Origin of the sequence: Brucella sp. NBRC 14130 (assembly GCF_040371715.1) — a bacterium.
In the GTDB taxonomy this organism is placed as follows: Bacteria; Pseudomonadota; Alphaproteobacteria; order Rhizobiales; family Rhizobiaceae; genus Brucella; species Brucella intermedia.
This window is the reverse complement of record NZ_BAABTE010000004.1, coordinates 124,740-149,035: the sequence shown is the minus strand read 5'-3', so window position 1 is coordinate 149,035 and position 24,296 is coordinate 124,740. Positions and strand designations below refer to the sequence as shown.

Genomic DNA, 24,296 nt, shown 5'->3' with positions numbered 1-24,296 from the left:
CCCGGAAGATGGAGGGTAACGGCGATTAAAGCCATTACCCTAAAATCAGTTAAATGCAGGTAAATACAGATACTTACGTGTTTTGGATGCCAAGCCAAACCACAATTTCAGTCTTGGTGCAGAAATGTCGCCCCTCAACCATTCTTATCGGGCATGACTTGGACTTCGTTATCTTGCGCACGTAGTCGGTGCTGACACCCATAAAACGGGCAATCTCGGATGCGCCCCACAAGCTTTCTGTAGCGAGCGAGGAGCGTTTGGCGTGGACTGGTTGCTGGGCGCTATTCAAGCATGGCCTCCTTTCCGTACCGTGGCGTTGGAAATGGCTAAACACTCCTGACGAATGACTTGATAAAGCACTCGGCTGGCGAGTGTCGCGTAAAGCTCTGTTGCTCCTCCTGCGATCAGACTTTCATAGGCATTGCTCACCGAATGTTGCACAACCATGTCGAGCGCTATCGGGTCAGTGGCGTCGTGCAGAATTGCCGTCTGCATGATCGTCTTCGCCATGTCTTTGCCCATGATACCAAGAAGCTCAATCTGCTGCTCGCTCAATGTCTCGATTGCCGTTTCCATTAATTCGACCTCGCACGAATTAAACGGGCCTCAGTTGCCGCCAGACTGGCTTCGAGCGCCGTCAGTGCAAACCGCTGCCGCAGTTCTTGGATAACCGGATGCGGCTTCAGATGGTCGGGCGTGGTCGCCAGCCAGGTAGCAGCCTCGATAACTCGCGGGTTCTTCTGATCGGTCATGCCCGTTTCCTCTCTCCGGGCTGATAGATCGTGGCCCGAAAATCCATGACGGTTGCCTGCTGCGGTTGGATAGGAATATTCCGCTCTTCCCACATTCTCTTGGCGAGGTGCGGTATCCAGTTGATGATTTGCGCGGTGGGTCTCGCTGAAGCCCATTCAAATAGGTCAAGCTGCTTCATGCTGCATGCCTTTCCGCGAAGGCCCGTTGCTGAGTGATGATCTCCGGCGTTAGCTCACCGGCCAGAAGCATTCGCCTCAAATACGATGTGACCGCTGGAGATATTGAGACGCCGGAGCAAATTTCCGTCATCATGTGTTCAAGTTCTTCCTGCGAGGCCGGAACAGGTAAAGGCTGACACTGATTGTCCTCCTCTCCATAGGCAGAAAGGAATTGCTCCTCTTCTATGCTAGCCTTTCCACGGTAGTGCTCTACGATATTGGGTATATTTTCTGCACCCTTGTGGGTACAATTATTGAACCCTTCATGGTTTTCCGTGGGTTCAAATTCTGTACCCCCTATTAGCTTTTTGGCCTTCCTACGTCTTTCTTCTTCACGCGCAGCAGCAGCATCACTTTTCAGCTTCTCTGCTTTCTCGCGCATGTGCATCTGCACGTATTCATAGTGAGGGTTGTGAACTTGGTAGAGATCGCAACCGCTTGCCGTGCAAGATTTCTTGACGAGGTATCCATGTTCCTCAAGCAGCTTCCGCGCTTTGATGACCGTAGCCTTCGTCTTGATTGTCGTGCGCGCCAGTATCGTGATGTTTGACGCGTAAACGAGCGTAGGCTTCAGGGTGTGTTCATCTACAGAAAGAAAACTGATCAGAACGCCGACAACTGCTTCACAAGGCGCGCTTCTCAAGCGGGGATCACCTCGGACAGTTTCCAAAAGTTCAAATTTGAAGGTGGCAATGCTGGACTTTGCCTTGGCCTTCGCCGTGGCATAGTCGAGTACTTCACCATCATTGGTGACGAACTCGCTCATGCTGCGTCCTTGTGATCGCGAAGGGAAATACGATCATCGATCCACGCTTGAACCTCATCGGACACAAAAGCTTTCCGAATACCGTCATCGCTCAGCGAGATCGGCTTAGGGAACGCACCTTCCTTAACTTTCTTCCACAGCGTGGAGCGTGAGAAAGAGGTGATAGAACATACTTCACGAATGCTGATTAATGTCTTGATGCTATTTACAGATTTGCTCATGACTTCACCGTTCCGGCAATCGATTAACTGCCTTCCAATATAGCGTAAAAGGGGCATGATCCCTACGTTGCAACCCGTTTTAAGGGGCGCTATCCACACTAATCACGTGCTATTTTGTTCACTGTTGGTTCGTTGAGTGTTCCAGACAAGCTATCTGCCCACTTTTCCAAGGCTTCTCGCTTCTCCGGCTCATACGTTGCGCGGTTATAGACGCCAGCGACACCGGACCTGAAACCGCTGATATGGTTCAGGCAGGCTTCAACAATGTGCGGCATGACACCAAGATTGGACATTCCAGTCGCAACAGTGCGGCGTATGTCGTGAGGCGTCCATCGCTCCCCAGTGACTTGAAGCTTCAGCCTAACCGCTTGCGCGATGGCATTGCTTTCAATTGGATTATCGACGCGGCTGAATAGGGCAGGGTCTTCCTCGTCCTTGTCGGCGGCGGCTACCGCTTTGGAAAGGATCGCCAGCGCCTGTTCGGATAGAGGGACAACATGCGTGTTTCCGTTCTTCGTGCGGCTGCCTGGGATCGTCCATTTCTTCCCATCAAGATCGACTTCGCTGCGCTTGATCCCGCACACCTCGCCGGAGCGTTGCCCGGTCAGGAACAGCAACTGGATGATGCTCACCGTATGCGGGCTGAGAGCGGCGTCAGGAAGCGCCTTTAGGATTGCCTTGACCTCCTCACCGGAAAGCACTCGGTCGCGCCTGACGGGCTTCGCTCGCGGTTTGATGCCAGATGCAGGCGAGGCTTCGAGATAGTCACCATCCACTGCCCAATTGAACATCTTTCGGATGACTGCCAGCAGATTGTTCGATTGCGCCCCTTTGCCCGCTTCGGCCTTAGCCTCAACAATATCCAAAATATCGCGCTTCTTGACTGCCTCGGCTTTCATGCGCCCGATTTCAGGGTAGACATCTGCCTTCAGAAGCTGCTCGTCCTGCTTCCACGTCTTCTTATTCCGCTGGGCATACTTCTCGATATAAAGCGCGCCTAGCTCCTCGACCGTCATAGCGCCCCGCCTAGCGCGTTTCTGCTCGGCAGGGTCTTCACCTTCAGAAACGCCGCTCATGGCTTTCAGTGCCTTCCCACGGGCGCTTTCAAGGTCGATGGCTGGATAGCGGCCAAGCTTCACGCGCTGCTTGGTGCTGTCGCTGTCGCGGGTATAGAGGAGGTTCCACGTCTTGGTACCTGTCGGTGCTACACGCAAGGTCAGGCCTTGAACAAGCGTGTCGTGATAGTCCGTCCGAACATCGACTTTGACCGTATCGATGAAGCGAGTAGTCAGACGCACCTTTGCCATATTGAACCTACTGATGAAAATCTTCTGATTTCCATTTGGGTACCGTATGGGTACGGAAATGTCAAAACTCGCTGATACGCCATTGGACACTATAGAACAGAAATCCCCATGTTTTGCAGGGACTTCCGATGTTTCATAGCGTTCATGATGTTCTAAATTGTATGAGCGGAAGCCACTTTTAATCAGTAGGTCCAGGGTTCGAATCCCTGCGCGCTCACCAACACATTCAATACTTAGATGTTACCGTTTGATCCCCAATTTGCGGTTGGGCGATTTTTTACACCTGATCTCTGGCGATGACCTGTCGGCGGCCTATCAACTGGCTGGTCGCGGCGGCAATCCGGCACGGCTGCGCATCTTTTCCAAAAGGCTGGCAGCAATCGGCTCATAATTTTCATCGAAATGGTGGCCGCCAGCCAGTTTCATGACTTCCATGCCCTTCAGTTCCGGAGCAGTGCAGGCGGTATCCTCTTCTTCCTGTCCATAGACACAGACGACCCGGTCGAGCGGGATTGTCGAAATGGCCGGAATGACGTCCTTGTCACCATCCATTCCGAGCCAGCCCTCAATCGAAACCTGGAATGTGGTCGTCGTTTCGGCCCCGAGAAGGCCGATCATTTTCGTCCGGTCCTGTATGGCCGCAGGCAGGTATTTCCAGGCAAACGGAAATGTATCAGCGCCAAACGAATAGCTGAGAACAGCTACCGGCAATTTATTTGTCGGATCAGCTTTTTTGATCATCGCCGTCGTGTCGTTGGCGATTTCCTCCGGTGTGCGTTCGGACCAGAAGTAGCGTAGCGAATCCACACCGATCACGTGGACACCGTGTGCCTGCAGCCACTCGCCGATGGATTTGTCGAGGTCGCGCCAGCCACCATCACCGGAATAAAAGACCACGACCATATCGGCCTTTCCGTCCTTCGCAGGAAGGTCGACGATCGGTAGGGCTTCGTTCTTGGCATCCTGATCCGCCATGGCCACGACATTGTCGACAGCCATTTTGAGTCTTGCCGGAAATGCAGGAGCAGATTGAAGCACGGCAAAATTTTCCTGCCGGGCAGTAACGGGATTATTCGTCGGTGATCCGGCCGGCCCGATCACCAGGGCAGGGGCCGGAATTGCCACATTGAACCCATAGGTGAAGCCTCCATCCGGGGCCTTGGTTGCTGCGGCTTTTTCCGTGCAAGAAGGAAGGCGGGTCCTGGCAGGAACCGGATCAAGCGCGACAGCGCCTGCAATCGTTGCATCCGGCGAATCCGAGGCCGCCGCATAAGCGATGGTCGCGCCTTGTCCGACACCCGTCAGGACGGGGTGAAAATAGACACCGAGGTCCAGCCCGCGCAAGGCTTCCTTGGCGATGGCTTCGAAATCGGAGTCCAGATAGTTGCACTCGCCGTCCTCCTTATCGAGCGCCGCGCGCCACGGACCAAGCTCGACCGGCAGAACGATCATATTCCGGGCAAGCATGGCATTCATGAATTGTTTTTCCCGGTCGCCTGTGCCGCCGTCATCACTCAGCAGGATGGCAAGTCCGACAGGATCGTTCTCCGGCATATAGACAGGGATGTTGGACAGTCTTTCGGCACTGGCATGGATAACCGGCTCGTCGGAATCTATGACTTTTGTCCAGAGTCGCGCGATTTTACCAGTATGCATTGTGCCGTACACGCCTGCTGCTGCCACCAACGCCAACCCGAGAACAATAAAGAGAACGCGTCTTTTCGTCATTTGCGGATGAACTCCAGTGGGCTGCCATTGATGAGGGTTGTGGCATCGAGAAGGGCGCGCGGCGTCTCAAGGCCGCCCGGGCAAACCATGTAATGCGGCGTCCAGACAGGATCGAATTTTTCCTTGAAGGCTTTCAATCCGCCAAAGTGATAGAGATCGGCGCCGCGCTTGTAGATGAACGAGCCGAAGCGGTTCCAGCGGGAGGCCAGCCTGCTGCCGCTCAGGCCCGATAGCGGGGCGGCGCCCAGGTTGAACCACTTGTAGCCTTCTTCCTTGCCGGCCATCAGCAGCTTCGCGAAAAGCGCGTCCATAAGGAGCTTGTGCACATTCGGCATGTAGCGCATGAGGTCGACAGTGATTTCATATTTGTCCGCGCCGCGCCATATGTTGGCAAAAGCCACGATTTTTCCGTCGCGTTTCAGCACTGCAACGTCAAAGCGTTTCATATATTCTTCATCGAAATATCCGAGCGAGAACCCTTTCTCGCTGCCCGACTTGAAATCCAGCCAGGCATCCGAAATCTCCTGCAGGCGTGGGATGAGCGGAGGCACATCAGCGGCCGGAATGATTTCAAACGTCAGTCCATCCTTGTCGATCTTTCTGTCGGCATAGCGGAACGGCTGGCGACGCGGTCCTTCCAGCGAGAATTCGGCGAGATCGACGCGGGCGACTTCACCGAGTTTCAGCGCGACAAGGCCCATATCCAGAAACAGGGGCAGGCTTTGCGGACCAACACCGTAGAATACGGTGCGGAGGGCGAGCTTGTCGGCCAGCCCGTGAAATGACCATGCAAGCTCTTTGCCGGTTTGTTCATTACCGATGGGTTCGCCAAGCGCGATCAGACTGCCTCCGGACTGGGAATACATGATGAAGGAGCTGTTGTCGGGGGCCAGAAGAAATTGCTTGTCACCAAGCAGCGCCAGGGCGGCATCCGTGTGCGGCCATTGGGCGACGAGGGCGGGCACGGCGGGGGGTATTGAATAATCCACCTTTCGCCTGCGATGACCGTTCCGGTTGATGATGGAGTAAAGGCCAACTGCGGCGACCACGGCAAAGACCAACACGGTTGCCCGCAGGAAGCGTGGGGCATTGCCGTTCCAGGCGAAATCCCACCAGAGTGTGTTGGAATATTCCACGTGGCGATAAACGAAAAATCCAAGCCATGTGGAAACGAGCACAGTTGTACCGACGGTTGCGATCCAGTTCCAGCTCAGGTCAAACGGCCCCGAAATAGGGCGGCGATAGAACGAATCCCGGAAACCCCACAGTGTGAAAGCGAAAAGGCAGAGAGTAATGGCTTCTTCCCAGTCGAGGCCTTTTGCCAGAGAAAAGGCAGCGCCGCAGAGAAGCAGGATTTGCGCAGCCACCCATGCTCGCGCAAGCCTCTTTGAGAGACCGCGAGCAACGATGAGCAGCGCCACGCCGACCAGACTGGCGGCGAGGTGCGACATTTCCATGAAGGATTCCGGAACGATGTCGGAGAGCACTTCGACGCGGTAGCGAAGGTCCGGCGTGGCCCCGGAAACGAGGAGCATGATCCCGCCCAGAAAGATGATGCTGGCAGACAGGCCGGGGATGAGTGGCTCGACCAGCCGTTTGGCGAAGCGTGCCTGCTTGCCGAGCATATGGCGGCGGCGCATGATCTCCCATATGAGAATGCCTGCGGTCGCCACGAAAAGCGGCATAATCGTATAGATAAGCCGGTAGGCGAGAAGCGCCGCAATCGCATCCGGTTTTCCGCCAAGGCCCAGGCCCGCAATGATTGTCGCTTCAAAGGCGCCCAGGCCGCCGGGCGCATGGCTGGCAATGCCCAGCACGATGGCGATCACATAGACGAGTGAGAAAACGGCGAAGCTCGGCACAGCATCGGCGGGCATGAGGACATAGAGCGTAGCGGCTGCGGCGCCTACATCCACGAGCCCGGCAAATATCTGGAGCAGCGCTCCCTTCGAGTTGGGCAGGCGCAGGCTGAATGAACCTATCGTGAAACTGCGCTGCCCATGCGACAGCCAGTAGATCAACCAGCCGATACCGCCCAGAATAGCGATACCGGCAACGATATCGATGCGGGAATCGATGGCAGAGAGCCAGGGAACATCCCGCGGATCGATGAGAAGCGCGGCGCCAACCATTATGATCAGGGCGAACCAGATCGCGAACCATGACGTGCCGACGATCTTGCCGATGTCAGCAAGACTCACGCCCTCCGCGGCATAGATGCGATAACGCAGGGCACCGCCAGTCAGCAGGGAAAAGCCGAGCGCGTTGGAGATCGCGTAGCCGGCGGCGCCTGCAACGGCTGCAAGGCGGCGCGGAATCTGGTTTGGCGCGATCGTGTCGACGGCCACGACATCATAAAGTGCGACAGCGGCATAGCTCAAAACCGTGAAAAACACGGCCAGCGCAAGCGTTGCCCAAGATATATTATGCAGTGCGGCGAGCGTTTCCGTGCGTGATGTATGCTGGAGGAGATTCTCCAGCACATAGATTGCAAGCAACGCAATGGCGATACCGGCTATCGGAAACAGAAAATGTTGGTAGCGGGTGAACCAGCCATGATGTCTTGCTGACGTTTCGGATGGCATGGAAGGCACTTCGTCATCATCAATAAGGCTCATAGGAACATCGTCCGGTTGGAGCAACATATATAAATTGCGCAATGATCTCGATTTAGGGCGAACTTGTGTTCGAGCGAGATGCCGCATTGAAAATATTCAAAGTAGAGCAGAAGTTGGTCTATATAAGCCTGCGGTTGGGGCAGGCTGCAAGTGATTTGATGAATTGAAAGAGGTCTTGGTGCTCGATATTTCATACATGACCGCTGCCGGAGCCGGTGCGTTGTCTTTTCTGTCACCCTGCGTTCTTCCGCTTGTGCCGCCTTATCTGTGCTATATGGCTGGCGTGAGCGTCGAGGATTTCCGTGCAGAGAACGCGACAACCGTTGCAGCAGCGCCTTCGGCGCGCCGTTCACTGGCGTTTGCCGCAATTTGCTTTGTTCTCGGTTTTACGACTGTTTTTGTGGCGCTTGGCGCTGGCGCCTCTTCGATTGGCGCCTTCCTGCGCGCCTGGCAGCAGGAAATTGCAATCGTCGCGGGCGTGGTCATCATATTGATGGGATTGAACTTCCTCGGCGTCCTGCGCCTGTCGTTCCTGTCTCGCGAAGCTCGTTTTCAGGCCCGCAACGCTCCCGCGTCGCCGCTTGGAGCCTATGTCATGGGGCTGGCATTTGCATTTGGCTGGACGCCATGCATCGGGCCAGTTCTTGGGCCGATCCTGACGCTTGCGGGCGGTAGCAGCACAGTGGGCGAGGGTGCGCTGTTGCTGGCAACCTATTCGCTTGGCCTTGGCATTCCATTTTTGATCGCCGCCCTTTTTTCCGGCGCATTCATGCGGTTTCTTTCGCGTTTCCGGGTGCATCTGGGCAAGGTGGAGAAAGCGATGGGCGCGCTTCTGGTAATAGCAGGGGTTTTGTTCCTGACGGGCGGCATGCAATCATTCTCGTACTGGATGCTTGAAACCTTTCCTGCACTTGGACAAATCGAAGGTCTTTTCCTGAAGACTGGCGCGTAAGTTTTCATAGACGCTTTGATGTTATGAGCGAAGATCATCTCAATTTTCTGGACGACACAATGACAGACCGTACCTGCCTTTCCATCGTGCTAGCTGCTGGCGAAGGCACACGCATGAAATCCAACCTGCCCAAAGTGTTGCATCAGGTGGCGGGATTGCCGCTGGTCTCGCACGTGGTCAAGGCCGTTCAGGGTACCGGCAAAAGCGATGTTGCGCTGGTCGTGGGGCGTGGCGCCGACGAAGTGCGCGCGACGGTGGAAAAGAATGCGGGGCCTGTCTCGGCCTTCGAGCAGAAGGAACGTCTCGGTACAGCGCATGCAGTTCTGGCCGCGCGCGAGGCGATCGAACGCGGTTATGATGATCTGCTTATCGTTTTTGGTGATACGCCGCTGATCGAGGCACAATCCCTGCAAAAGGCCCGCGAGCGATTGGCCGCAGGCGCTGACGTTGTCGTTATCGGTTTCCGCCCGGAGAATCCGCACGGCTATGGCCGCCTGATCGAAGAGGGTGACAAGATTGTCGCCATCGTGGAGGAAAAGGAAGCAAGCGAAGCGCAGCAGCAGATCGGTTTCTGCAATGGCGGGCTGATGGCTGTCCGTGGCCAACATGCTCTGACACTTCTGGATGCCGTCGATAATAACAACGCCAAGGGCGAATATTATCTGACCGATATCGTCGCCATCGCCCATAGCAAGGACATGAATGTGACGGCCATCGAAGTACCGGTCGATAATGTCATCGGCATCAACAATCGTGTCGAACTGGCTGAAGCCGAAGCCATCTGGCAGCAGCGCAAGCGCCGCGAGATGATGCTTGCGGGCGTGACCCTTATTGCTCCCGAAACGGTGTTCTTCTCGCATGACACGCTGATCGAGGCCGACGTTATTGTCGAGCCGAATGTATTCTTCGGCCCGCATGTGCATGTTGCGTCGGGAGCCCTGATTCATTCCTTCTCGCATCTGGAAGGTGCGGAGGTCGGCCCCAAGGCAGAGATCGGGCCGTTTGCCCGCCTGCGCCCCGGTGCAAATCTGGGAGAAAAGACCAAGGTCGGCAATTTCTGCGAAGTGAAGAATGCCACCGTGCATAAAGGCGCGAAAATCAATCACCTGACCTATATCGGCGACGCGATAGTCGGCGCATCGAGCAACATCGGTGCAGGCACGATCACCTGCAATTACGACGGCTACAACAAGTACAAGACGGTGATCGGCGAAAACGCGTTCATCGGGTCGAACAGTTCGCTGGTTGCGCCGGTAGAAATCGGCGACAATGCCTATATCGCATCGGGCAGCACGATCACTGACAATGTTCCTGCCGATGCGCTGGCCTTCGGTCGTGCCCGGCAGGAAACGAAGGAAGGTCGGGGGAAAATCCTGCGAGAGAAGTATGCCGCCATCAAAGCGGCTAAAGTCGCGGCGAAATAAATCGTCCAATAGCTTAAGTGAGCGGCAATCCCTTGGGTTGCCGTTCTGCGTTAGAATCTTTAAACCGCGAAACATTACGTCTCAACGTCGGATCTGGAGCAGCCCATGTGTGGAATTATCGGGATTATCGGAAATAACGAAGTCGCTCCGCTTCTCGTGGATGCACTGAAGCGGCTTGAATATCGCGGCTACGATTCTGCCGGTATCGCCACCTTGCAGAACGGCAAGCTCGATCGCCGCCGTGCCGAAGGCAAGCTGGTCAATCTGGAAAAGCGACTGGCTGGAGAACCGCTCCCTGGTGTCATCGGTATTGGCCATACCCGCTGGGCGACGCACGGCAAGCCGGTGGAGCGTAACGCCCATCCGCACATTACCGAGCGCCTGGCGGTCGTTCATAACGGCATCATCGAGAATTTCGCCGAGCTTCGCGCCATGCTTGAGGCGGAAGGCTACAAGTTCCAGACCGAAACCGACACCGAAGCTGTCGCGCATCTGGTGACCCGCGAACTGGCAAAGGGCAAGTCTGCGGTAGAGGCTGTCCGCGACAGCCTGCCGATGCTGCATGGCGCTTTCGCGCTTGCTTTCCTTTTCGAGGGCGACGAAGAGCTTTTGATCGGCGCTCGCCAGGGGCCGCCGCTTGCCGTCGGTTATGGCGAAGGTGAAATGTTCCTCGGTTCGGATGCCATCGCCCTTTCGCCTTTCACGGATACCATCGCCTATCTCGAAGATGGCGATTGGGCCGTTCTGACGCGCAAGGGTGTGACCGTTTACGACGAGAACAACAGTGAAGTTGAGCGCCCGATCCAAAAGACGCAGACGGCTAACATGCTCGTCTCCAAGGGCAATCATCGTCACTTCATGCAGAAAGAGATGTTCGAGCAGCCGGAAGTGATCTCTCACACGCTTGCCAACTATCTCGACTTCACGACGGGCAAGGTGCGTCAGGAAGCAATCGGCATCGATTTCAGCAAGATCGACCGCCTGACGATATCTGCCTGCGGCACGGCTTATTATGCTGCGTCCGTCGGCAAATACTGGTTCGAGCAGATTGCGCGCCTGCCGGTCGATAGCGATATCGCGTCTGAATTCCGTTATCGCGAAATGCCGCTTTCGAAGGATTCGCTGGCGATGTTCGTATCGCAGTCCGGCGAAACGGCTGACACGCTGGCATCGCTGCGCTACTGCAAATCGCAGGGGCTAAAGATCGCCGCTGTCGTCAACGTGACGGGCTCGACCATTGCGCGTGAATCCGATGCCGTTTTCCCGACGCTTGCCGGACCGGAAATCGGGGTCGCCTCGACCAAGGCCTTTACCTGCCAGTTGTCGGCCATGGCCTCGCTTGTTATCGCGGCTGCGAAATCGCGTGGCGCAATCGATGACAAGCGCGAACAGGAACTGGTGCGCCAGCTTTCCGAAGCGCCGCGTTTCATCAATCAGGTTCTGAAGCTGGAAGAGCAGATCGCCGCAGTTTGCCATGAACTGGCCAAGGTCAATCATGTGCTTTATCTCGGTCGCGGCACATCCTTCCCGCTTGCCATGGAAGGCGCGCTGAAGCTCAAGGAAATTTCCTATATCCACGCCGAAGGCTACGCTGCCGGTGAGTTGAAGCACGGCCCGATTGCGCTGATCGATGAAACCATGCCGGTAATTGTCATCGCGCCATCGGATCGTCTTTATGAGAAGACCGTTTCCAACATGCAGGAAGTGGCAGCGCGCGGCGGTCGGATCATTCTCATCACCGACAAAAAAGGCGCAGAAGCTGCCAGCATCGACACGATGGCAACCATCGTTCTGCCGGACGTTCCGGAATTCATCACGCCGCTTGTCTATGCGCTGCCGATCCAGATGCTGGCCTATCACACCGCTGTTCTGATGGGCACCGATGTCGACCAGCCGCGCAATCTGGCAAAGTCGGTGACTGTCGAGTAATCGGGAAAAGCAGCTGTTACGGCTTTTATAAAGCGTTGAAGGTGATTTCACTCCCCAATGCCTCATCCTGAGGAGGTGCTCAGTGCCGTCTCGAAGGGTGGGGCATCGCTTCGCTCCGTACCTCAGGATAGGGAGGAGCGAGATTATTATCCCGCCCGCAAAAGCCTGATCGCTTCGTCACGCCCAAAGAGATAGAGCAATATCCGCAGCGCCTGTCCGCGTTCGGATTCCAGATCGGGATCGCTGGTCAGAATGTAACGCGCATCCTTGCGGGCGATTTCCAGAAGATCGCCATGCGCTTCGATGGAAGCCAGACGGAAACCCGGCGTTCCGGATTGCCGCGTGCCAAGCAGTTCACCTTCGCCACGCAGTTTCAAGTCTTCCTCGGCGATGCGAAAACCGTCTTCCGTCTCACGCATCACTTTCAGCCGGGCTTGCGCGATTTCACCGAGCGGCCCCTTGTAAAGCAGCAGGCAGGTTGAAGGTTTGTCGCCGCGCCCCACACGCCCGCGCAACTGGTGCAATTGCGACAGACCGAACCGTTCTGCATGCTCGATGACGATGATCGTGGCGTCGGGCACATCCACCCCGACTTCGATCACTGTGGTGGCAACCAGAATACGGGTTTCGCCCTGCTTGAATGCCCGCATGGCCTCGTCTTTTTCAGCACCGTTCATGCGGCCATGGATAAGGCCGATACGCTCTCCAAAGACGGGTTTGAGGCTTTCAAAGCGTTCTTCCGCTGATGTCAGTTCAACAACTTCGGATTCTTCGACCAGCGGGCAGATCCAGTAAATTTTCTGTCCTTCTCCGACAGCCTTTCGGATCCGCTCGACAAGTTCGCCCATGCGCTCCATCGGCACGATAGCCGTTGTGATTGGCTGGCGTCCGGCTGGCTTCTCAATCAGTTTCGAAACGTCCATATCGCCAAAGGCGGTAAGCACAAGGGTGCGCGGAATGGGTGTCGCCGTCATGACCAGCATATCCGGTGCTGAACCCTTGGCCGTCAGCATCAGGCGCTGATGCACGCCGAAGCGATGCTGTTCATCAATGATGACCAAGACGAGGTCGTGGTACTCGACCTTTTCCTGAAAAAGCGCGTGCGTACCGATCACAATATCGATCTCGCCGCTTTTCAATCCTTCAAGCACTGCATTCCGGTCGCGTCCTTTTTCACGACCGGTCAGGAGCGCGGCCTTCAATCCCGCTTTCTCCGCAAGCGGCGCAATGGTCGCAAAATGCTGGCGGGCGAGAACTTCCGTTGGCGCCATCAGCGCGGATTGACCACCGGATTCAGCGGCATGCGCCATGGAAAGCAGCCCCACCACCGTCTTGCCCGAGCCGACATCACCCTGCAAAAGCCGCAACATGCGTTCAGGCGATTTGAGGTCTGTGATGATCTCGCGAACGGCCTGATCCTGCCCCTTCGTCAAGCGATAGGGCAGGTGGCGCATGATTTCGGCGACGATGCGTCCTGTTCCTTCCAATGGGCGACCGGAAAGACGTCGGGTCTTGGCGCGAACAAGGGCGAGCGCCAATTGTCCGGCGAGAAACTCGTCATAGGCGAGCCTGCGTCGCGAAATACTTTCAAGCGCAATATCGGAGGGGTCTTCCGGCAGATGAAGCGTATTGAGCGATTGCTGAAAACTGGTAAAGCGCTCCCGCGCCAGCAGGGGAGCGTCGACCCATTCCGGCATTGTTGGAACACGCGTCAGTGCTTCCTTGACGGCGCGCGCCAGCGTCTTGGGCGACAGGCCAGCCGTTAGCGGGTAAACCGGCTCGACCATCGGCAGATTGGCCGCATCTTCAAGGCTCGCAATGTAGTCCGGATGGACCATGGAGGCGCGGCCGTTGAACCATTCCACCTTCCCAGACACGATGACGGTCTCGCCTTCGGGCAGCATTTTTTGCAACCATGGCAATTGTGCATGGAAGAAGGTCAGCGCGATTTCGCCGGTATCGTCATGCGCGAAGACGCGGTGCGGAACATTGCCGCGTCCGGGCGGCGCTGGCTGGTGCTGGTCTACCGTTACTTCCAGCGTGACGATTGCGCCCTCTGGCGCGTTGACGATGCCGGGGCGGTTTCGCCGGTCGATCACGCTATGCGGCGCCAGAAACAGAAGCTGGCCGACTTTCGGCTCCGCGCCCGGTATGTCGGTGCCGAGCAGTTTGCCAAGCAGGGCGGCGACCTTCGGGCCAATGCCTGAAAGCGAACGAACGGAGGCGAAAAAAGGGTCGAGAACGGATGGACGCATGGCGGGAGCATTAACTGCTTCTGGCTGCCGTGCAAGGGCGGCGTGCAATCTTTCTGTGCTCTTTTTGTTCCTGTTGGATAAACGGGTTCCCGTTTGCGGCGCAGATGCTATATACCAGCAGCAATTTGGAACTGACTGGAGCTTACCAAGGATGACTGGCAGCACATTGGCGACGGAAAATCTGGATGTACGGCGCCGCAAGCTTCTGTTTCGCGCGTGGCATCGCGGTATGCGCGAGATGGATCTGATCCTTGGACAATATGCGGATGAGTATATTGTCGGCTTCACCGATCCGCAGCTTGAGGAGTTCGAGCATATTCTCGAAGTGCTCGACCGCGATCTTCTCAAATGGGTGACCGGCGAAAGCCCGATCCCTGCAGACTACGACACGCCGCTGTTTCGCGATATTGTCGCCTTCCGCGACCGCATAGAATTCTGAGTTCAAGGTTCCCATGCCCGTTTTCAGCAAACTAGGTCTCAAGTCCTCCAGCGCATCCGGGGCAAATCGTCATATCGTGATCGACGGCGTCGCCGACGGTTATGAGGCGTTCTGTCTTATCCGTCTGGTGGAAGAGATCGGCGAACGCGGGCCGATCATGTATATCGTGCGCGACGGGCAGCGCATTGCGGATCTGGAACAGGTCTTGAGTTTCGTGGCGCCGGACATGCCGGTACTGCATCTGCCTGCCTGGGATTGTCTGCCCTATGATCGCGTGTCGCCGGGAGCGGACGCCGCCGCGCGCAGGCTCACTGCGCTTGGCGCCCTGGCCGCGCTCAGGAAAGCGCCGCATCCGGCAATCATTCTGACCACAGCCAATGCCGTGCTGCAAAAACTGCCGCCACAGGCTGCGATTGCCGAACAGGTGATTTCTGCGCGTCCCGGCAACCAGCTGGATATGAACGATCTGGCATCCCGGCTGGAGCGCAACGGTTTCGAGCGCGTTTCCACCGTGCGCGACATCGGCGAATTTGCGGTGCGCGGCGGTATTCTCGATCTATATGCGCCAGGCGCGGAAGAACCGCTCAGGCTCGATTTCTTCGGGGATACGCTGGAGACGATTCGCGCTTTCGATCCAGCCTCGCAGCGCACCACCGGCACGCGGAAGGAATTCGTGCTTCAGCCGATGAGCGAAATTACGCTCTCGCCTGACATGATCAGCCGTTTCCGCAAGAATTACGTCGCGATGTTCGGTGCGCCGCAGCGCGATGACGCCCTCTATCAGGCTATCAGCGAAGGCCGCCGCTTTGCCGGGATGGAACACTGGCTGCCGCTATTCTATGACAGGCTCGACACCGTATTCGATCATGCGGGCGATATGCCGGTGGTTTTCGACCATCTTGTCCATGAGGCGCTGACCGAACGCCACACCATGGTTGTCGATCATTACGAGGCGCGGCTGAGGCAGGCTGAAGGCAAGGAACCGGGCAGTGACGCCGTGCCTTACAAGCCGGTGAAGCCGGAAACGCTTTATCTCACGCCATCAGAGGTCGAGAAGCACGCGGAAACCGGGGGCATGCGCATCGACCTGACGCCGTTCGGTGCGCCGGAAGTTACGGGTCGGACGATTGTTCATGCCGATGTGCATAAGGGCCGCAGCTTTGCCGAGGAGCGCGCCGCCACCGACGTGAACCTGTTCGAGGCGGTGGTGAAGCATATTGCCGAACTGCGGGCGTCGGGCAAGAAGGTGCTGGTTGCTGCCTGGACCGAAGGCTCGCTCGACCGTCTTTTGCAGGTGCTCGACGAACATGGGCTGGAAAAGATCGAATCCGTCGACAGGCTTTCTACCGTCAAGGCGCTGTCCCGCGACAAGGTGACGGCGGCGGTGCTGGCCGTCGAGAGCGGTTTCGATGCGGGCGATCTCGTCATCGTGGCCGAGCAGGATATTCTGGGCGACCGCCTCGTCCGCCGCTCCAAGCGCCGCAAGCGGGATCAGGACTTTATCTCGGAAGTTGCCTCACTCAGCGCTGGCGACATTGTCGTCCACGTCGATCACGGTATCGGTCGCTTCATTGGCCTCAAGACGATCACGGCGGCAGGTGCGCCGCATGACTGCCTTGAAATCCATTATGCAGGCGACGACCGGCTGTTCCTGCCGGTAGAAAATATCGAGCTTTTGTCGCGCTATGGTTCGGAGGGCTCGGATGCGGTTCTCGACAAGCTTGGCGGCGGCGCATGGCAGATGCGCAAGGCCAAGCTCAAGAAACGCCTGCTTGAGATTGCCGGTCATCTGATCCAGATCGCTGCCGAACGCCAGATGCGCGGCGCGCCGGTCATGACGCCGCCAGATGGTCTTTATGCCGAGTTTGCGGCTCGCTTCCCGTATGATGAGACCGACGATCAGTTGACGGCCATCGAATCCGTCGCGGACGATCTGGCTGCTGGCAAGCCGATGGATCGCCTGATTTGCGGCGATGTCGGTTTCGGCAAGACGGAAGTGGCGCTGCGCGCTGCCTTTATTGCGGCGATGAGTGGTGTTCAGGTTGCGGTCGTCGTGCCGACGACGCTTCTGTCACGCCAGCATTTCAAGACCTTCTCCAAACGTTTCCACGGTCTGCCCATCAATGTTGCCCATGCATCGCGGCTCGTGGGAACGAAGGAGCTTGCGGCTGCCAAGAAGGGGCTGGAGGATGGAACCGTCGATATCGTCGTCGGCACCCATGCGCTGCTCGGCAACTCCATCAAGTTCAAGAATCTCGGACTGCTCATCATCGACGAGGAGCAGCATTTCGGCGTCAAGCACAAGGAACGGCTGAAAGAGCTGAAGTCGGACGTGCATGTGCTGACATTGTCCGCCACGCCGATCCCGCGCACCTTGCAGCTTGCGCTGACGGGGGTACGCGAACTCTCGCTCATCACCACGCCGCCGGTCGATCGCATGGCAGTGCGCACCTTCGTGTCGCCGTTCGATCCGCTCGTCATTCGCGAAACGCTGTTGCGCGAACGCTATCGCGGCGGCCAGAGCTTCTATGTCTGCCCGCGTATTTCCGATCTTGGCGAGATCGAAGAATTCTTGAAAACCCATGTGCCTGAGCTGAAAGTCGCCGTAGCCCACGGCCAGATGGCGCCGGGCGTGCTGGATGACATCATGAACGCCTTCTATGATGGCCAGTATGATGTGCTTCTGTCCACGACCATCGTGGAATCCGGCCTCGATATTCCGACGGCCAACACGATGATCGTGCATCGCGCCGATATGTTCGGCCTGGCGCAGCTCTACCAGTTGCGGGGTCGTGTCGGGCGCTCCAAGCAACGCGCCTTCGCGCTGTTCACGCTCCCTGCGGGCAAGATGCTGACGCAGATGGCGGAACGTCGCCTCAAGGTGCTGCAGTCGCTCGACACACTGGGCGCGGGCTTCCAGCTTGCAAGCCACGACATGGATATTCGCGGGGCAGGCAATCTGCTCGGCGAGGAACAGTCCGGCCATATCAAGGAAGTCGGTTTCGAGCTCTATCAGCAAATGCTGGAAGAAGCCGTGGCGACACTCAAGGGCACAATCGAGGTTGAAGACAGCCAGTGGTCGCCGCAGATCGCGATCGGCACGGCGGTGATGATTCCTGAAGCCTATGTGCCCGATCTTCAGCTCCGCCTCGGTCTTTATCGTCGCCTTGCCGATCTGGAAGAGCCGCAGGATATCGATGCTTTCGGTGCAGAACTTATCGACCGTTTCGGCCCGATGCCCGAAGAAGTGCAGCATCTGCTCAAGATCGTTTACATCAAGGCGCTCTGCCGCCGTGCGAATGTCGAGAAGCTCGACGCCGGTCCGAAGGGCGTGGTCATCCAGTTCCGCAACGCCACTTTTGCAAATCCGGTCGGGCTTGTGAAAATGATCGGGGAACAGGGTTCTATGGCCAAGATCAGGCCAGATCAGAGCATTGTTTTCATCCGCGACTGGGCAACACCGGAGAAGCGCCTCAACGGCTCGGCAGTCATCATGACTCAGCTCGCAAAAATTGCTACAGGCGGCTGAGGCACACGGGGATAAAAACTGAGGGTTCGGAGCCGCCTGTTGGTCCCGAGATTTTAGAACGGAGAGAACTTTGATGCTTAAGAATGCTTTGCGCATTTTCTGCACTGCGGGTGCACTTGTGTTGGCTTCTCAATCGGCTTTTGCTCTGACCACACTCAACTGCAAGGTTGAAGGTATCGAGAATTTTGTCACGCGTTTCAGCCATAACATTGCGATTCAGGAAGCTCAGACCGCCAAGACAGTCATCTTTGAAGGCCTCGACATGGAAGCTGACCCGGAGCCAAAAAAGACAAGCAAGGAAGTTCCACTCGCTGACGTTGAATGGCCTGTGATGCCAGATATGGCAACGCTGGAACGTCAGAAGCTGCAGGCCGAATACAAAGATGGTGCCAATGGCAATAAGATCGTAGTCATCAAGGGCACGGACGGCGGCGAATATATGGAATATGAATTTGCCAAGCAGCCATGTTGGACTCTGGTTCGCGTGTCCGATCAGAGCATGTAGGCACTCAATTATTCAAAGAAAAAGCCCGCGCGTCCAGATGGAGCGCGGGCTTTTTTATAGCTTTTCTTTCAGCGATCTTCGGCAATTCCTGGCTCAAAACCTTCCGCTGTCTGGCGGATGGCGTCGGCAAGGACATCGGCCGTCTGTGCGCCCATGACGGCGTATTTCTGGTCGATGATGAAGCACGGCACGCCGCGCACACCAATGCGGCTGGCCGTATCTATCTCCTCGCGAATTGTCGCCTTGTCGGCATCGCTTTGAAGAAGCCGGGCGACAACTGCTGCGTCCATGCCGATGCTTGCCGCCGCATCAACCAACACTTCATGGTCGCCAATATCCTGTCCCTGCTCGAAATAGAGCGAAAACAACAGGCCGACCATCCGATCCTGCGTATCGGGTGCAGCCTGTGCCGCCCAATGGATGACGCGATGTGCGTCGAGCGTATTCGGCGCGCGGGCGATGGCGTCGAAATCGAAGACGATGCCGTTTTCCTCGCCAAGCTCGGTCAACTGTTTGTGGATGTCATCGATCTTCCCGCCGGTGCCGAATTTCTCCCGCATATAGGCCTGGCGATCCTTGCCTTGCGGAGGCAGGGTAGGGTCCAGCTGGAAGGGACGCCAGCGAACTTCCGCCTCCACATCCGGCACCATGGCAAGAGCTGCCTCGAGGCGCTTGCGCCCCAGAAAACACCATGGGCAGACGACGTCCGAGACCACATCGATAGTTATCTTTCTGGCGGCCATGGTTCAATCTCCGTGCAGGAACCGGGAGGCTCGGCCTCCCGTAGAATACTCATCATATATTGGGTGGATGTAGGGCGAATTACATTGACGTTAAAGCCCGGTCATTGTTTTGCGCGCCACCATGTCGGCAGTTGATAACCGTAGAGCGAAGTCTTCTGCGGATGTTCGATGCGGTCCCACCGCGCCACCCATTGATAGGGCAGGTAGTAGAGCGGAACGTAATAGTCGCCGGAGATAAGCACCCGATCAAGCGCGCGGACCGCACTGACGAAATCTGCACGGGTCCTTGCGGCCAGCAGCGCTTCGATCATCGCATCGACCGCCGGATCGGCAACACCGGGATAGTTGAAGCTTCCCTGCACATCCCGGGAGGCCGCGCCCCAGCGCATCCATTGTTCATTGCCGGGCGAAAGCGAACCGGTCAGCGCGCCGAGGATCATGTCGTAGTCGAACGTTTGCAGGCGTTGCTGATACTGGGCATCATCTGCGGTGCGGATTTCTGCCGTAATGCCGAGCCGCGCGAGATTGCGCTTGTAAGCAAGCGCGACCTTTTCCTCGTCGGGCGAGCGCGTCATGATTTCGAACGTGAGCGGTTTGCCCGAAGGATCGACCGCAAGACCGTGTTCAAACTGGAAGCCTGCCTCCGTCAGCAGATCATAGGCCTTCTTTGCAGGCGTGCGATCATGGCCGCTGCCGTCCGTTACCGGCGGATGCCATGTGCCATTCATGACATCCTCGCGAACAGCGTCGGGGAAAGGCGCAAGCAATTGCTTCTCGCGGTCGTCCGCAGGTTTGCCAACGGAAGAAAGCTCCGATCCTTCCCAGTAACTTTGCGTGCGCCGGTACTGATCGGCAAAGAGATTGCGGTTGGCCCATTCAAAGTCGAACAGCAGTCCCAGCGCCTGCCGGACGCGCCGATCGGCGAAGATCGGGCGGCGCGTATTGAACACGAATCCCAGCAGATTGGCTGGGGTGCCTTTTTCAAAGTTGTCCTTGATAACCCGTCCCTGCTTGACTGCCGGGAAATCATAGAGCTTTTGCCAGCGGGTCGGGTTTGCTTCGATAAAGACGTCGAGCAGCCCCTTCTTGAAGGACTCGAAAAGGGAAGTTTCGTTGCGATAATATTCGACTGTCAAAGTGTCGAAATTGTTGAGGCCGCGCTGGGAGGGTAAATCCTTGCCCCAATAATCAGGGTTGCGCTTGTAGACGATCCGCTGGCCGGGCTGCACGCCGGAAACAAGGTACGGGCCGCTTCCAACAGGTGGTTTAAGGGACGAATTGCCAAAAGTTTCGCGATCGATGGCGTGCCTTGGCAGCACGGGCATAACGGACGCGATAAGCATAGGAAACTCACGGTCCGACTTGTCGTTGAATGTGAAGCGAACGGAGCGTTCGCCCGTCTTCTCGATCTTTTCGACACGGCTCATCCGGTTATTGTAGGGAGGGCGTCCCTTTTCCGTCAGGATGTCGTAGGTGAAGAGCACATCGTCCACCGTCACCGGTTGGCCGTCAGACCATCTCGCTTTCGAGTTCAACGTGAACTCGACCCATTTGCGATCCGGATCGGTAGAGACTTTCTCCGCAAGGAGAGGATAGAGCGTGAAAGGTTCGTTTCGCGAACGCTGCATCAATGGTTCGAAAACCAGATTTCCCAGATCGCTGTCAAGAAACAGGCCGCGCGCCGTTGTACGCATGCTTTTCAGCACAAATGGATTGAGACTGTCGAAAGTGCCGACAACGCCCATTGTGAGCGCGCCGCCCTTCGGCGCGTCGGCGTTTGCGTAAGGAAAATGGGTGAAGTCGGCTGGCAGCGCCACGTCTCCATGCATGGAGAGCGCGTAGTCCGGCTGGGTTTCCGCTACCGCCTGCACCGGCATTGCGGCGACAGCCGCTCCGGTAAAGCTCGCAAGAACCGCTTTGCGGAGATAGGCAATCAATCCGTTCAACTTCAATCGTCCATTGTAAACAAGTTTGATGGTCGCCGCCGGGAAGCGCCGATTCGGAACCGAAAACTAGCATGATCGTACATTAAGTGCGGAATTAGGGCGTGTCCGCCGCGTGACAGTAGGAGCTAAAACAAAGATTTTGGCGGATTCCGAGCATGGAATGTCGAAACTCATCTGGATTCATGCCCCTAGTCGTTGTAACACGGCTCCGGATTGGGCCCGGATAGGGCCTGAATGGGGGCTAAAACCCTCAAGGTCACGCTGTTGCCGCATTTTCAAATCAGTGACGGTCTATCGCTGACTTAACTACAGAACGGGAACTATAGATCAGAGTGTTGAAAGGAACCTGTTGATCATGTCCAGCACGAAGACAATCGCTGCCGCATCTGCCATTGCTGGCGCGTTCGCCCTGCTTGCCTCCGCGACGATGCCTGCATCGGCGCAGCAGCCGCCACAGGGCTGGTTCAAGGTCTGCTCGAAGCAGGAAGACAATGACATCTGCAACACGCAGAACATCGTCACCGCGGATTCCGGCCAGCTCCTGACCGCCGTCAACCTCATCGAGATCAAGGGCAAGATCAACCGCAAGATCTTTCAGGTGACCGTTCCTATCGGCCGTCTGATTCCTGCCGGTGTGGGCCTTCAGATCGACAACAACAAGCCGGTCAAGCTTGAATACGGCATCTGCTTCCCGGATCGCTGCATCGCCGAAGCTCCGCTGACCGACGATCTCATCAATGCGCTCAAGAAGGGCGGCAAGCTGACCCTGACTTCGGTCAACTATCAGAACAAGCCGAACCCGATTCCGGTTGCACTCACCGGCTTCTCCGGCGCTCTGACTGGCCCGGCTCTCAAGCAGTCGGAACTGGAAGAACGCCAGAAGGAACTTCAGGACGCCGTCCAGAAGAAGCAGAAAGACTTTGAAGCCAAGATGAAGGCTGAACAGGACAAGGCAAAGGGCGCAGCAAACTAAGCTGCATCCAGTCTGTCACGAGAAAGGGGCGCTTCGAGCGCCCCTTTTCTTTTCAACTATCGCTTTAAAAGACGCTTCTATCTTAATGATGATGCTTCAAAGAGAAGCGATTAGGGCGTCGATCCGAGTCAATCGGAGCGAAACGCGCCCTAGTTCGAGTGCTGCGCTTTTACGCGATATGAACCGTTATCCAGCCGGTCGAACATTTCTTCTATCTGCGGATGGCGCAGGGGCTCGCCGCTCAAATCCGGCACGAGGTTCTGTTCCGAAACGTAGGCGACATATTCGGATTCCGCGTTTTCAGCGAGCAGATGATAGAATGGCTGATCGCGATGCGGGCGCGCTTCCTCGGGAATGGATTCATACCATTCTTCCGTATTCGCGAATTCTGGATCTACGTCGAAGATGACCCCGCGGAAGGGGAATAGCCGGTGCTTGACCACCTGGCCGATCTGGAATTTCGCGTGCTTTATCTGTGTCATACCCATGCAACATTATTTAGTTCACCGCGCGACAAATTAAAGTCGGCGGCGACCGGCAATTCTGTCAGTTTGATGTGTCAGGTGGTCCGAAAATCAGGTTAGCTGGAGCGTTTTCCGTCGCCTGGGTGTGGAAGCCTCGGCAGTTTCGGAAGAAGATGCGAGAAACCGCTGCCGGGACGAAGCCCTTCACGCATGAAGAACGCGCGCAGCGGCGCAAAGGAGCGAAGCATTTCCAGCCCCACGCCACGCACGATCTGCGCCGGAAGCATGCCGGACAAAAGCGAACGATTGAGTGCATCGACGGAGCCGGTGCGGGCCAGAATATCCGGGCGTCTCGCACGGTCATAGGCGCGAATGACCCGATCCGAACCGGGATCTGCCGGATCGCTTTCTATGGCCTTGACCAGCGTTTCGACATCGCGCGATCCCAGATTGAGGCCTTGTGCGCCGATTGGCGGAAAAACGTGCGCCGCTTCGCCGATGAGAATCGTGCGTCTGGCTGCAAAGACATGGGGCACGAGGCCGGAAAGCGGCCAGGCCTGGGGCTTTATTTCGAGTTCGATCTTGCCGAGCATGGATTGCATCATCTCCTCGATGCGCCTGGCGAGCGTGGCGTCATCAAGTGCAAGAAGCGTTTCGGCGCGACCCGGATTCACAACCCAGACAAGGCTCGAGCGTTTGCCTTTGAGGGGAACCTGGGTGAAAGGGCCTTCCTCGGTGTGGAACTCCGTCGAAATGTTTTCATGATCGACAGTGTGCGAAAAGGAAAGCACAACGGCCGTCTGCGGATAGCTCCAGCGGCGTGTACGAATGCTGGCGGCTTCGCGAGCCATCGAATTGCGTCCATCGGCTGCAACGACCAGCCGCGTATGCAGCGTATCGCCGCCCGACAGGGTGACGGTCACGTGGTCGCCATTGTGGCGATATTCGATGACGGGTGCATTGATGCGTTGAATACTCGGATTGCGTGCGACGGCTTCAGAAAGTTTCTCGTTCAATACGGCATTGGGGATGTTGTAGCCGAACGCGGCCTCGTCGATTTCACCGGCCCGGAAGGTCACGACGGGGCTTCTCACAAGCCGCCGTGTCGCATCCACGATGCGCATGGAGGCGAGGGCTGCCGCTTCCGGCTCGATATCCAGCCAGACGCCCAGTCCCTCCAGCAATCTGATGGCCGGCATCATGAGCGCTGTCGTGCGACGGTCTCCCTTGTCGGTCTCCGGTCCGAGCAGGACGGTGCGATAGCCTTTCGCGCCGAGGGCCAGCGCAGCCATCATGCCGGCAGGTCCGCTGCCGCTGATGACAATGTCGGTGAGTGGCTTGTTCACAACAAGATCGTTCATCGTGTTTCATCCCCGGCCCGACATTGCGGGCCTCGTGCATCGTCTGATGATTCCAGCCGCACTTAAACCGAAATACAGCCAAAAGGCCATTCTTCCGTGGGATTATGGCGGATTTGCCTCACGCCTTACTTGCTCTTTTGCGCTTATTCAGGGAAAGCTGCTCCA

20 protein-coding genes are annotated in these 24,296 nt (G+C 56.9%); 7 read left to right on the top strand and 13 right to left on the bottom strand.

Going from position 1 to position 24,296, the window contains the following annotated elements; translation table 11 throughout:
• Positions 1 to 285: 285 nt before the first annotated feature.
• The 8 genes from ABWW28_RS09335 to mprF all read right to left on the bottom strand — a co-directional run bounded on the left by ABWW28_RS09335 (position 286) and on the right by mprF (position 7,611).
• Entirely contained in the window at positions 286 to 576 is a 291-nt protein-coding gene (locus tag ABWW28_RS09335; RefSeq protein WP_353390842.1) for a hypothetical protein, read from the bottom strand.
• The gene (locus ABWW28_RS09330) at positions 576 to 752 is read right to left on the bottom strand and encodes a hypothetical protein (protein ID WP_353390840.1); all 177 of its coding nucleotides are present in this window, start codon (positions 750 to 752) and stop codon (positions 576 to 578) included. The genes ABWW28_RS09335 and ABWW28_RS09330 overlap by 1 nt, the downstream gene beginning before the upstream one ends.
• Positions 749 to 931 carry a hypothetical protein gene (locus tag ABWW28_RS09325; protein WP_353390838.1) on the bottom strand — a complete coding sequence of 61 codons (183 nt, stop codon included), beginning with the start codon at positions 929 to 931 and terminating at the stop codon, positions 749 to 751. The genes ABWW28_RS09330 and ABWW28_RS09325 overlap by 4 nt, the downstream gene beginning before the upstream one ends.
• Complete coding sequence (locus ABWW28_RS09320) at positions 928 to 1,737, bottom strand: hypothetical protein (protein ID WP_353390836.1); 810 nt, start codon at positions 1,735 to 1,737, stop codon at positions 928 to 930. The genes ABWW28_RS09325 and ABWW28_RS09320 overlap by 4 nt, the downstream gene beginning before the upstream one ends.
• Positions 1,734 to 1,958: a helix-turn-helix transcriptional regulator gene (locus ABWW28_RS09315; RefSeq protein WP_353390834.1), complete on the bottom strand. Its 225-nt coding sequence runs from the start codon at positions 1,956 to 1,958 to the stop codon at positions 1,734 to 1,736. Before ABWW28_RS09315 ends, ABWW28_RS09320 begins: the two co-directional genes overlap by 4 nt.
• A gap of 98 nt (positions 1,959 to 2,056) precedes the next feature.
• Positions 2,057 to 3,355, bottom strand: coding sequence for a tyrosine-type recombinase/integrase (locus ABWW28_RS09310; protein WP_353390832.1), 1,299 nt, complete (start codon positions 3,353 to 3,355; stop codon positions 2,057 to 2,059).
• A 225-nt stretch (positions 3,356 to 3,580) separates the two neighbouring features.
• A complete protein-coding gene (locus ABWW28_RS09305) occupies positions 3,581 to 4,993 on the bottom strand; it encodes an AcvB/VirJ family lysyl-phosphatidylglycerol hydrolase (protein ID WP_176587730.1) in 1,413 nt (470 codons plus the stop codon).
• Positions 4,990 to 7,611 carry a bifunctional lysylphosphatidylglycerol flippase/synthetase MprF gene (gene mprF / locus ABWW28_RS09300; RefSeq protein WP_176587731.1) on the bottom strand — a complete coding sequence of 874 codons (2,622 nt, stop codon included), beginning with the start codon at positions 7,609 to 7,611 and terminating at the stop codon, positions 4,990 to 4,992. Before mprF ends, ABWW28_RS09305 begins: the two co-directional genes overlap by 4 nt.
• Before the next feature lie 178 nt (positions 7,612 to 7,789).
• On the opposite strand from mprF, the gene ABWW28_RS09295 reads away from it, so the two are divergent.
• From ABWW28_RS09295 to glmS, 3 genes are all read left to right on the top strand, one after another.
• A complete protein-coding gene (locus tag ABWW28_RS09295; protein WP_176587732.1) occupies positions 7,790 to 8,563 on the top strand; it encodes a cytochrome c biogenesis CcdA family protein in 774 nt (257 codons plus the stop codon).
• Positions 8,564 to 8,622: 59 nt separating this feature from the next.
• A complete protein-coding gene (glmU, locus tag ABWW28_RS09290) occupies positions 8,623 to 9,987 on the top strand; it encodes a bifunctional UDP-N-acetylglucosamine diphosphorylase/glucosamine-1-phosphate N-acetyltransferase GlmU (protein WP_353390830.1) in 1,365 nt (454 codons plus the stop codon).
• Positions 9,988 to 10,092: 105 nt separating this feature from the next.
• Positions 10,093 to 11,916: a glutamine--fructose-6-phosphate transaminase (isomerizing) gene (glmS, locus tag ABWW28_RS09285; RefSeq protein ID WP_176587734.1), complete on the top strand. Its 1,824-nt coding sequence runs from the start codon at positions 10,093 to 10,095 to the stop codon at positions 11,914 to 11,916.
• A 146-nt stretch (positions 11,917 to 12,062) separates the two neighbouring features.
• Here the strand turns inward: glmS and recG are convergent, their stop codons facing one another.
• The gene (gene recG / locus ABWW28_RS09280) at positions 12,063 to 14,171 is read right to left on the bottom strand and encodes an ATP-dependent DNA helicase RecG (protein ID WP_176587735.1); all 2,109 of its coding nucleotides are present in this window, start codon (positions 14,169 to 14,171) and stop codon (positions 12,063 to 12,065) included.
• Positions 14,172 to 14,322: 151 nt separating this feature from the next.
• Between recG and ABWW28_RS09275 the strand changes: the two genes are divergently transcribed.
• The 3 genes from ABWW28_RS09275 (at position 14,323) to ABWW28_RS09265 (ending at position 18,644) form a co-directional block, all read left to right on the top strand.
• Positions 14,323 to 14,610: an FAD assembly factor SdhE gene (locus ABWW28_RS09275; RefSeq protein ID WP_100649974.1), complete on the top strand. Its 288-nt coding sequence runs from the start codon at positions 14,323 to 14,325 to the stop codon at positions 14,608 to 14,610.
• A gap of 13 nt (positions 14,611 to 14,623) precedes the next feature.
• Positions 14,624 to 18,139 (top strand): transcription-repair coupling factor, encoded by a 3,516-nt coding sequence (gene mfd, locus ABWW28_RS09270; protein WP_176587736.1) that lies wholly within the window; start codon positions 14,624 to 14,626, stop codon positions 18,137 to 18,139.
• Between the two features lie 73 nt (positions 18,140 to 18,212).
• The gene (locus ABWW28_RS09265; RefSeq protein WP_025090213.1) at positions 18,213 to 18,644 is read left to right on the top strand and encodes a hypothetical protein; all 432 of its coding nucleotides are present in this window, start codon (positions 18,213 to 18,215) and stop codon (positions 18,642 to 18,644) included.
• A gap of 68 nt (positions 18,645 to 18,712) precedes the next feature.
• On the opposite strand, the gene ABWW28_RS09260 is transcribed toward ABWW28_RS09265, so the two are convergent.
• Together ABWW28_RS09260 and ABWW28_RS09255 are read right to left on the bottom strand one after the other, a co-directional pair.
• Positions 18,713 to 19,387, bottom strand: a complete 675-nt coding sequence (locus tag ABWW28_RS09260; RefSeq protein WP_176587737.1) for a DsbA family oxidoreductase — start codon at positions 19,385 to 19,387, stop codon at positions 18,713 to 18,715.
• A gap of 101 nt (positions 19,388 to 19,488) precedes the next feature.
• Entirely contained in the window at positions 19,489 to 21,339 is a 1,851-nt protein-coding gene (locus ABWW28_RS09255) for an extracellular solute-binding protein (protein WP_376780708.1), read from the bottom strand.
• 349 nt (positions 21,340 to 21,688) lie between these two features.
• Here ABWW28_RS09255 and ABWW28_RS09250 point away from each other — a divergent pair, with 349 nt between their 5' ends.
• On the top strand, positions 21,689 to 22,306 hold the full coding sequence (locus tag ABWW28_RS09250; RefSeq protein WP_006471370.1) for an invasion associated locus B family protein: 618 nt from the start codon (positions 21,689 to 21,691) through the stop codon (positions 22,304 to 22,306).
• Between the two features lie 149 nt (positions 22,307 to 22,455).
• On the opposite strand, the gene hspQ is transcribed toward ABWW28_RS09250, so the two are convergent.
• On the bottom strand, positions 22,456 to 22,794 hold the full coding sequence (hspQ, locus tag ABWW28_RS09245) for a heat shock protein HspQ (RefSeq protein ID WP_006468906.1): 339 nt from the start codon (positions 22,792 to 22,794) through the stop codon (positions 22,456 to 22,458).
• A 92-nt stretch (positions 22,795 to 22,886) separates the two neighbouring features.
• Positions 22,887 to 24,131: a UbiH/UbiF family hydroxylase gene (locus ABWW28_RS09240; RefSeq protein ID WP_176587738.1), complete on the bottom strand. Its 1,245-nt coding sequence runs from the start codon at positions 24,129 to 24,131 to the stop codon at positions 22,887 to 22,889.
• Positions 24,132 to 24,296: the final 165 nt, after the last annotated feature.

What these genes read in the sequence shown, in the direction of transcription:
- ABWW28_RS09315 (WP_353390834.1), bottom strand. Translation starts at nt 1,958, where the DNA reads ATGAGCAAATCTGTAAATAGCATCAAGACATTAATCAGCATTCGTGAA.
- ABWW28_RS09275 (WP_100649974.1), top strand. Translation starts at nt 14,323, where the DNA reads ATGACTGGCAGCACATTGGCGACGGAAAATCTGGATGTACGGCGCCGC.
- ABWW28_RS09305 (WP_176587730.1), bottom strand. Translation starts at nt 4,993, where the DNA reads ATGACGAAAAGACGCGTTCTCTTTATTGTTCTCGGGTTGGCGTTGGTG.
- ABWW28_RS09335 (WP_353390842.1), bottom strand. Translation starts at nt 576, where the DNA reads ATGGAAACGGCAATCGAGACATTGAGCGAGCAGCAGATTGAGCTTCTT.
- recG (WP_176587735.1), bottom strand. Translation starts at nt 14,171, where the DNA reads ATGCGTCCATCCGTTCTCGACCCTTTTTTCGCCTCCGTTCGTTCGCTT.
- glmU (WP_353390830.1), top strand. Translation starts at nt 8,623, where the DNA reads ATGACAGACCGTACCTGCCTTTCCATCGTGCTAGCTGCTGGCGAAGGC.
- ABWW28_RS09320 (WP_353390836.1), bottom strand. Translation starts at nt 1,737, where the DNA reads ATGAGCGAGTTCGTCACCAATGATGGTGAAGTACTCGACTATGCCACG.
- hspQ (WP_006468906.1), bottom strand. Translation starts at nt 22,794, where the DNA reads ATGGGTATGACACAGATAAAGCACGCGAAATTCCAGATCGGCCAGGTG.
- ABWW28_RS09325 (WP_353390838.1), bottom strand. Translation starts at nt 931, where the DNA reads ATGAAGCAGCTTGACCTATTTGAATGGGCTTCAGCGAGACCCACCGCG.
- glmS (WP_176587734.1), top strand. Translation starts at nt 10,093, where the DNA reads ATGTGTGGAATTATCGGGATTATCGGAAATAACGAAGTCGCTCCGCTT.
- ABWW28_RS09240 (WP_176587738.1), bottom strand. Translation starts at nt 24,131, where the DNA reads ATGAACGATCTTGTTGTGAACAAGCCACTCACCGACATTGTCATCAGC.
- ABWW28_RS09265 (WP_025090213.1), top strand. Translation starts at nt 18,213, where the DNA reads ATGCTTAAGAATGCTTTGCGCATTTTCTGCACTGCGGGTGCACTTGTG.
- mprF (WP_176587731.1), bottom strand. Translation starts at nt 7,611, where the DNA reads ATGAGCCTTATTGATGATGACGAAGTGCCTTCCATGCCATCCGAAACG.
- mfd (WP_176587736.1), top strand. Translation starts at nt 14,624, where the DNA reads ATGCCCGTTTTCAGCAAACTAGGTCTCAAGTCCTCCAGCGCATCCGGG.
- ABWW28_RS09250 (WP_006471370.1), top strand. Translation starts at nt 21,689, where the DNA reads ATGTCCAGCACGAAGACAATCGCTGCCGCATCTGCCATTGCTGGCGCG.
- ABWW28_RS09260 (WP_176587737.1), bottom strand. Translation starts at nt 19,387, where the DNA reads ATGGCCGCCAGAAAGATAACTATCGATGTGGTCTCGGACGTCGTCTGC.
- ABWW28_RS09330 (WP_353390840.1), bottom strand. Translation starts at nt 752, where the DNA reads ATGACCGATCAGAAGAACCCGCGAGTTATCGAGGCTGCTACCTGGCTG.